The organism is Kitasatospora sp. NPDC048722, assembly GCF_040650235.1.
GTDB lineage: Bacteria > Actinomycetota > Actinomycetes > Streptomycetales > Streptomycetaceae > Kitasatospora.
The window spans coordinates 1-7,195 of record NZ_JBEZGX010000124.1 but is presented as its reverse complement, the minus strand read 5'-3'; the positions used below and the strand labels follow the sequence as shown (position 1 = coordinate 7,195).

Annotated in this window: 7 protein-coding genes; 4 read left to right on the top strand and 3 right to left on the bottom strand. The window is 73.3% G+C overall.

The features are described from left to right. Positions 1-140 precede the first annotated feature (140 nt). On the bottom strand, positions 141-857 hold the full coding sequence (locus AB0C76_RS40780; protein ID WP_359975679.1) for a response regulator transcription factor: 717 nt from the start codon (positions 855-857) through the stop codon (positions 141-143). A gap of 332 nt (positions 858-1,189) precedes the next feature. After that, positions 1,190-1,852 (bottom strand): DUF3000 domain-containing protein, encoded by a 663-nt coding sequence (locus tag AB0C76_RS40775; RefSeq protein WP_359975677.1) that lies wholly within the window; start codon positions 1,850-1,852, stop codon positions 1,190-1,192. Between the two features lie 197 nt (positions 1,853-2,049). On the opposite strand from AB0C76_RS40775, the gene hemE reads away from it, so the two are divergent. Then, positions 2,050-3,102, top strand: coding sequence for a uroporphyrinogen decarboxylase (hemE, locus tag AB0C76_RS40770; RefSeq protein WP_359975682.1), 1,053 nt, complete (start codon positions 2,050-2,052; stop codon positions 3,100-3,102). A 48-nt stretch (positions 3,103-3,150) separates the two neighbouring features. Here the strand turns inward: hemE and AB0C76_RS40765 are convergent, their stop codons facing one another. Beyond that, complete coding sequence (locus tag AB0C76_RS40765) at positions 3,151-4,101, bottom strand: DUF4349 domain-containing protein (protein WP_359975674.1); 951 nt, start codon at positions 4,099-4,101, stop codon at positions 3,151-3,153. Positions 4,102-4,288: 187 nt separating this feature from the next. On the opposite strand from AB0C76_RS40765, the gene AB0C76_RS40760 reads away from it, so the two are divergent. From AB0C76_RS40760 to hemQ, 3 genes are read left to right on the top strand one after another with little or no spacing between them, the layout of a single operon-like run. After that, the gene (locus AB0C76_RS40760; protein WP_359975671.1) at positions 4,289-4,888 is read left to right on the top strand and encodes a Uma2 family endonuclease; all 600 of its coding nucleotides are present in this window, start codon (positions 4,289-4,291) and stop codon (positions 4,886-4,888) included. A 34-nt stretch (positions 4,889-4,922) separates the two neighbouring features. Next, entirely contained in the window at positions 4,923-6,356 is a 1,434-nt protein-coding gene (gene hemG / locus AB0C76_RS40755) for a protoporphyrinogen oxidase (protein WP_359975668.1), read from the top strand. Beyond that, entirely contained in the window at positions 6,353-7,078 is a 726-nt protein-coding gene (hemQ, locus tag AB0C76_RS40750) for a hydrogen peroxide-dependent heme synthase (protein ID WP_359975665.1), read from the top strand. The genes hemG and hemQ overlap by 4 nt, the downstream gene beginning before the upstream one ends. Positions 7,079-7,195 lie beyond the last annotated feature (117 nt).

The window sequence follows — 7,195 nt, the reverse complement described above, 5'->3', positions numbered from 1 at the left end:
TCTCCGTGGTGGTCACCACGAAGGTCGCCTTGATCGGCGCGGAGTGGTCCTTCACCGGGAAGGTGCCGTGGAACTCCTTGCCGAACCGCTTCTCCTGAGCCGCCGCGGCGCTCCGGTTCAACGGCGCGGCCCCGATCGGCTCAGTGGATGATCCCGGTGCGCAGCGCCACCGCGACCATGCCGGCCCGGTCGCCGGTGCCGAGCTTGCGCGCGATACGGGCCAGGTGGCTCTTGACGGTCAGTGCGGACAGGCCCATCGCGACGCCGATCGCCTTGTTGGACTGGCCCTCGGCCACCAGCCGCAGCACCTCGACCTCGCGGCCGGACAGCTCGCGGTAGGCGGTCGGCTGCGCGCCCGGCGCACCGGGGGCGCCCGGTGCACCCTGCGCTCCGGGCGCACCGGGCACGCCCGGCATGCCGGGGCGGCGCATCCGCCCGGCCAGTCCGGCGGCGCCCAGCGGCAGGCCGGGGCGGCCGGGCATCGCGACGTTGGTCCGGGTGCCGGTGACGACGTATCCCTTGACGCCGCCGGCCAGGGCGCTGCGGACGGCGCCGATGTCGTCGGCGGCGGAGAGTGCGAGGCCGTTGGGCCAGCCCGCGGCGCGGGTCTCGGCCAGGATGGTCAGCCCGGAGCCGTCCGGGAGGTGCACGTCGGCGACACAGATGTCGCGCGGGGTGGAGACCCGGGGGCGGGCCTCGGCGATCGAGGACACCTCGATCACGTCGCGGACGCCGAGCGCCCACAGGTGGCGGGTGACGGTGTTTCGGACGCGGGGATCGGCGATGACCACCATGGCGGTGGGCTTGGTCGGGCGGTAGGCGACCACGTTTGCGGGGTGCTCAAGAAGGACCGACACCAGGCCTCCTGCGGGGAGTGGCGGACGGAACCCCGATGGGGGCGGTCGGAGTGTTCCGCGTTCGGAAAGGGTCACAGTCTGCTTCGGCAGCTACCGTGCCCGGCTTTAGCGAAAGATCACGATCTAGTGAGTAACAATACGGACAAATCGCGCAAATGATTGATGCGACATGCCTGGTATTCGCACAAAATCGATCGGATTCATCCATGATCGGGTCGATGGCGATCGCTTTCGACCGATGAATTGACGCAGAGCCGATCCGAAGTCACACTCCGTCAGCCCTGGGGGTGGCGCCGGGCCGGCCGGTGCCGCGCGGGCCCCGACGCCACTCCTCAGTGCGAGCGCGGGCGCCGCCGCGCGGGCATCGGGACCACTCCACCGAGTGACGGCACGTCGGCGGGCGCCTGCGGGGCCGGGGCGGCCGGGGGCAGGCCCGCGCTGGTGCACAGCAGCTCCCCCCAGGCGGCCAGGTGCCGCTCGAAGCGGCCGTCGGCCGGCGTCCAGGAGGCCCGGATCTCGATCTCGGTGGAGGAAGGACGGTCCGCGAGCGCGCCGAAGTACTGCGAGGCGCACCTGGTCACCGTGCCGGACGGTTCGGCGTACCGGGCGCCGTGCGCCTGCAGCGCGTCCAGCAGCCAGGCCCAGCCGACCTCGGACAGCATCGGGTCGCCGGCCATCTCCGGCTCCAGCTCGGCCCGGGTCATGGTCACCACCCGGAACTCCCCGTTCCAGGCCTCCTGGCCGGCCGGGTCGTACAGCAGCACCAGCCGGCCGTCCGCCAGCTCCTCGCCGTCCACCTCGACCGAGGCGGTCACCGCGAACGCGTGCGGGGCCAGCCGGCGCGGGGCCGGCGCGGGGGACAGCTGCACCTCGGGCCGCAGCCGCGCCCCGTCGAACGCCGCCACGGCGGCCCGGAACTCGCTCGGCGCCCCCTCCCGACCAGTTCCGCCACCTGCTCCGCCACCCTGCGCGGGGTGCCCGCCGACCGCTGCCATGCCCCGAAGACTAGGTCGAAGACGCGGGTTATCGCCGCAACTTCCGTCCGAGCGGCGTGCCGGAACGGCAAACCCGGCCAGATCTTGGAGGAACCGACGAGACCGGCCGGGGAGTGCGGTCCGGGGCGCGTGCGAAGATTTGAACCGTGAGCGAGACTACGGCAGACACCACGGCGGCCGCCCCCGGCGGCCGGACCATCCCCGCGCGCCGCGGCGCCGCGTACGACTCCGCGTTCCTGCGCGCCTGCCGGCACGAGCCGGTGCCGCACACCCCGGTGTGGTTCATGCGCCAGGCCGGCCGCTCGCTGCCCGAGTACCTGAAGGTCCGCGAGGGCATCCCCATGCTGGAGTCCTGCATGCGGCCCGAGCTGGTCAAGGAGATCACCCTGCAGCCGGTGCGCCGGCACAAGGTGGACGCCGCGATCTTCTTCAGCGACATCGTGGTGCCGCTCAAGGCGGTCGGCATCGACGTCGAGATCAAGCCGAACGTCGGGCCGGTCATCGCCGACCCGATCCGCACCGCCGAGGACCTCAAGCGGCTTCGCCCGCTGGAGCCGGACGACGTCCCCTACATCACCGAGGCCGTCGGCATGCTCGTCGAGGAGCTCGGCGGCACCCCGCTGATCGGCTTCGCCGGCGCCCCGTACACGCTCGCCAGCTACCTGGTCGAGGGCGGTCCGTCCAAGAACCACGAGAACACCAAGGCCATGATGTACGGGCAGCCCGAGCTGTGGGCCGCCCTCGTCGACCGGCTCGCCGACATCACCTCCGCCTTCCTGAAGGTGCAGATCGAGGCCGGCGCCTCGGCGGTCCAGCTGTTCGACTCCTGGGTCGGCTCGCTCGCCCCCGACGACTACCGCCGCTCGGTCATGCCGTCCAGCGCCAAGGTCTTCGACTCCGTCGCCCACTACGGCGTGCCGCGGATCCACTTCGGCGTCGGCACCGGCGAGCTGCTCGGCCTGATGGGCCAGGCCGGCGCGGACATCGTCGGAGTCGACTGGCGGGTGCCGCTGAACGTCGCCGCCGAGCGGGTCGGCCCCGGCAAGGGCCTGCAGGGCAACCTCGACCCGGCGGTGCTGTTCGCCCCCACCAGGGTCGTCGAGACCAAGGCCCGCGAGGTCCTGCACGCCGCGCAGGCACTCGGCACCAGCGGCCACATCTTCAACCTCGGCCACGGCGTCCTGCCCAGCATGGACCCGGACGCCCTCAGCCGCCTCGTCGCCTTCGTCCACGAGGCCAGCGAGCGCTGACGCCCCCGGTGGCGGGCCCCTCCGGCGAGGGGGCCGCCACCGATGCGTTCAGTCCTGCTCGTCCCCCGTCGGGCCGGGAGCGGCGGCGACGGCTGGCATGCGGTACCGGCGCCACCACCAGTACGCGACCGCGGCCGGAACGCCCAGCACCAGCAGGAACGGCGCCACCGCTGCCAGGGCGACGACCAGCCCGCGCAGGATCGTCAGCAGAACGTGCCAGCCTCCGGCGAGAGCCGAACCGGCCGACGCCCGGAAGCCCTTCGCCGCCACCTCCGGCGCGGGCGGCGGAGCGGGTGCCGGAGGCACCGCGCGGTGCACCTCCAGCGTGATCGTCGAGAGCGACGTCTTGCCGGCCAGCTCCTTCTGCTGCTTCTCCAGCGACTCCAGGTCCGACTCCCGGCGGCTCGGCTCCGCCTCGAGCGCGGTGACCTCGCTCAGCGACTTCGCCTGCGCCATCAGCGCCCGCACCCGCTCCACGCTCGCCCGCTGCGACTGCACCCGGCTCGCCACGTCCGCGACCTGCTGCGTCAGATCGTCCGCCTGGCTCTTGCGGGACACCACCTCGCCGAGCCCGGCCAGCTGGTCCAGCGTCTGCTGGAACGCCGACGACGGCACCCTCAGCGTGAGCTGGCCGCCCGCGTCGCCGTCACCGCCCCCGGCTATCGACTCGCCGCCGACGTAGCCGCCCGTGGAGTCGGCCGTCTCCCGCGCCCGGGCGAGCAGTTGGCCGACGTCCTTGGTGCGCAGCGACAGCTGCGCCGTGTACGCGATCAGCCGGTTGTCCGCCACCGGCGCGGCACTCGCCGCACCGTCAGCCGCGCTGCCGCCCGCGGAAGCCCGGGCGGTCGGCTCCGCACCGGGCGCCGCGGCGGCGGCAGGCGCCTTGGGCGCGGGCGCCGCCGCCGACCCCTGCCTTCCGCCGCCGGCCGCACTGCAGCCCGCCCCCAACGCCACCACGGCAGCCAGCACGGCCACCGCCCCCGCTCGTCTCGCCGTCATCGGGCCTCTCCCCAAGCCCGTTGCCAGGTACCCCCGTTGGACGAAAGGCGAGCGCGAACGGGCCCCACCAGGAGATCGCAACTCCATCACGTCTCGGCCGCGACCCGGACACTCGCCGAGATCAGCTCACTACCACATGGGCTGAGCGGCGTCCCCCAGTGCCCCGGAAGTCGCTATCTTGGGGACCATGAGCGAGCTGCCGGACTGGATGTACCCGCCCAGAGCCGAGGGCTGGTTTGCCGACGACCTCGACTACCTGCCGCAGGCGCCGCGGCACACCGAACTGATCGATGGGGCCCTGGTCTTCATGATGTCTGCCCAGCGCCCGTGGCACAGCTGGGTCGTGTCGGGCCTGAACACGGCGCTCGAAAGCATCGTGCCGGAGGGGATGTGGCCGGAGCGTGAGATCGCAATCAAGCTCGATCCCCTCAATCGCCCAGAACCCGACGTGATGGTCGTGACCGCTGACCCGGACCCCGACCGCACACGATACGACGTGGCCGACGTGGTGCTCGTTGTCGAGGTCGTGGCGCCGGAGTCCGCACACCGCGACCGCACGGTCAAGTTCCGCAAGTACGCCGAGGCGGGCATCCAGCACTACTGGATCGTCGAGGAGGAGGACGGCCTGCCGGTCGTGCACGTCTTCGAGCTGGAAGAGGTGACCTCCTCCTACGTATCGGCCGGGATCTTCCGGGGCACGCTGGAGCGGCCGGTGCCGTTTCCCGTCGTCATCGATCTCGACAAGCTCGTGTCCCGCTGGAAGCGGGCGAAGAGTGCAGGGGATTGAGGCATTCGTGTAAGGACCTGCGAGACTTCGGGGCATGTCGGATGCACATGTCGTCGTCATCGGTGGCGGGATCGCGGGGCTGGCCGCGGCCGCGTTCCTCAGCGGGGCGGCCGGTGGGGGGCCGGCGCGGGCCCGGGTGACGCTGGTCGAGGCTTCGGGGCGGCTCGGGGGGAAGCTGCGCGGGGGCGACGTCGGCGGGGTGCGGGTGGACCTCGGGGCCGAGTCGATGCTGGCGCGGCGGCCGGAGGCGGTCGAGCTGGCCCGGGCCGTCGGGCTGGCGGAGGCGCTGGAGCCGCCGACCACCGCGAAGGCCGCCATCTGGACCAGGGGCGCGCTGCGCCCGCTGCCGGGCGGGCAGGTCATGGGCGTCCCCGGGGACCTGGCGGCGCTCGCCGCGTCGCAGGTGCTGTCCGCCGACGGGCTGGAGCGGGCGCGACACGAGGGCGCCACCGAGGTCGGCGACGACGTCGCGATCGGCCGGTACGTCGCCGACCGGCTCGGCCGCGAGGTGGTGGACCGGCTCGTCGAGCCGCTGCTGGGCGGCGTCTACGCAGGCCACGCCGACGAGATCTCGCTGCGCGCCGCCGTGCCGCAGCTGCTGCCGATCGCCCGCGGCGGCGGGTCGCTCGTCGAGGGGGTGCACGAGCTCGCCTCCCGGCCCCAGACCGCCGGCACGCCCGTCTTCCAGGGGCTGCGCGGGGGCCTCGGCACCCTCCCGGAGGCCGTCGCCGCGGCCTGCGCGAAGGCGGGCGTGGACCTTCGCACCGACACCGCCGTCGACGAGCTGCGCCGCACCCCCGAGGGCTGGCGCGTCGTGGCCGGCGGTGAGGTGCTCGCCGCGGACGCCGTCGTACTGGCCGTCCCGGCGCCCGCCGCGGCCCGGCTGCTGCGCACGGACGTGCCCGCGGCGGCGGCCGAGCTGGACACCGTCGAGTACGCGGGCATGGCCCTCGTCACCCTGGCGTTCCGCCGGGCCGACCTGGCCGAGGTGCCGTCCGGCAGCGGGTTCCTGGTGCCGCCGGTGGACGGGCGGCGGATCAAGGCGTCGACCTTCTCGTCCAACAAGTGGGGCTGGCTGGAGCGTTCGGCCCCCGACGCGTTCCTGCTGCGCACCTCGCTGGGCCGGCACCGCGAGGAGCAGGCGCTGGAGCTGGCGGACGAGGAGCTGGTGGCGCTCTCGCTCGCCGACCTCGGCGAGGCGATCGGGCTCACCGCGCGCCCGTACGACACCGCCGTCTCGCGCTTCGAAGCCGGCCTGCCGCAGTACCCGGTGGGCCACCTGGACCGGGTGGCCCGGATCCGGGCCGCGGTGGCCGGGGCCGGCGGCCTGGCGCTGTGCGGCGCCGCGTACGACGGCGTGGGGATCCCGGCGTGCATCGCCTCCGCGGCCACGGCCGTGGGGGCGCTCGACAGACTGTTGACCCCGGAGGCCGGGGCAGGTTCCACGGAGAGGACAATGGGCGCATGACTGAGACCGTTGAGCGGCAGCCGGAGCAGCAGCCCGAGAAGAAGAAGGCGCGCGACCTGAACCAGGTCATCCGCTACACGATGTGGTCGGTGTTCAAGCTCAAGGGCGCCCTGCCCGAGGACCGCACCGCCCTGGCCGCCGAGGTGGACGAGCTGTTCGCCCAGCTGGCCGCGAAGGACGTGACCGTGCGCGGCACGTACGACGTGTCCGGTCTGCGCGCGGACGCCGACATCCTGGTCTGGTGGCACGCCGCCGACTCGGACGACCTGCAGGAGGCGTACAACCGCTTCCGCCGCACCGGTCTCGGCCGTCAGCTGGAGCCGGTCTGGTCGAACATGGCGCTGCACCGCCCGGCCGAGTTCAACAAGTCGCACATCCCGGCGTTCCTCGCCGACGAGCGCCCGCGCGACTACGTCTGCGTGTACCCGTTCGTCCGCTCCTACGAGTGGTACCTGCTGCCGGACGCCGAGCGGCGCGCGATGCTCGCCGAGCACGGCCAGATGGCCCGCGGCTACCCGGACGTCCGGGCCAACACGGTCGCCTCGTTCGCCCTCGGCGACTACGAGTGGCTGCTCGCCTTCGAGGCGGACGAGCTGCACCGCATCGTCGACCTGATGCGCGACCTGCGCCCGTCCCGCGCGCGACTGCACGTGCGCGAGGAGGTGCCGTTCTTCACCGGCCGCCGCAAGCCGGTCGGCGAGCTGCTCAACGGCCTGGTCTGACCTGGCGCACGACGACGGAGGGGGCGGCGGGGCCGACCGCTCCCCGCCCATGCCGATGAACTGTCCGATCTTCTGCGCGAGTGTCATGCGCGTGCCCCCTTGAAGCTCTGGCTAGTT

Coding starts and splice junctions, on each gene's coding strand:
- AB0C76_RS40775 (WP_359975677.1), bottom strand. CDS start 1,852: ATGGCAGCGGTCGGCGGGCACCCCGCGCAGGGTGGCGGAGCAGGTGGC.
- AB0C76_RS40765 (WP_359975674.1), bottom strand. CDS start 4,101: ATGACGGCGAGACGAGCGGGGGCGGTGGCCGTGCTGGCTGCCGTGGTG.
- AB0C76_RS40760 (WP_359975671.1), top strand. CDS start 4,289: ATGAGCGAGCTGCCGGACTGGATGTACCCGCCCAGAGCCGAGGGCTGG.
- hemG (WP_359975668.1), top strand. CDS start 4,923: ATGTCGGATGCACATGTCGTCGTCATCGGTGGCGGGATCGCGGGGCTG.
- hemQ (WP_359975665.1), top strand. CDS start 6,353: ATGACTGAGACCGTTGAGCGGCAGCCGGAGCAGCAGCCCGAGAAGAAG.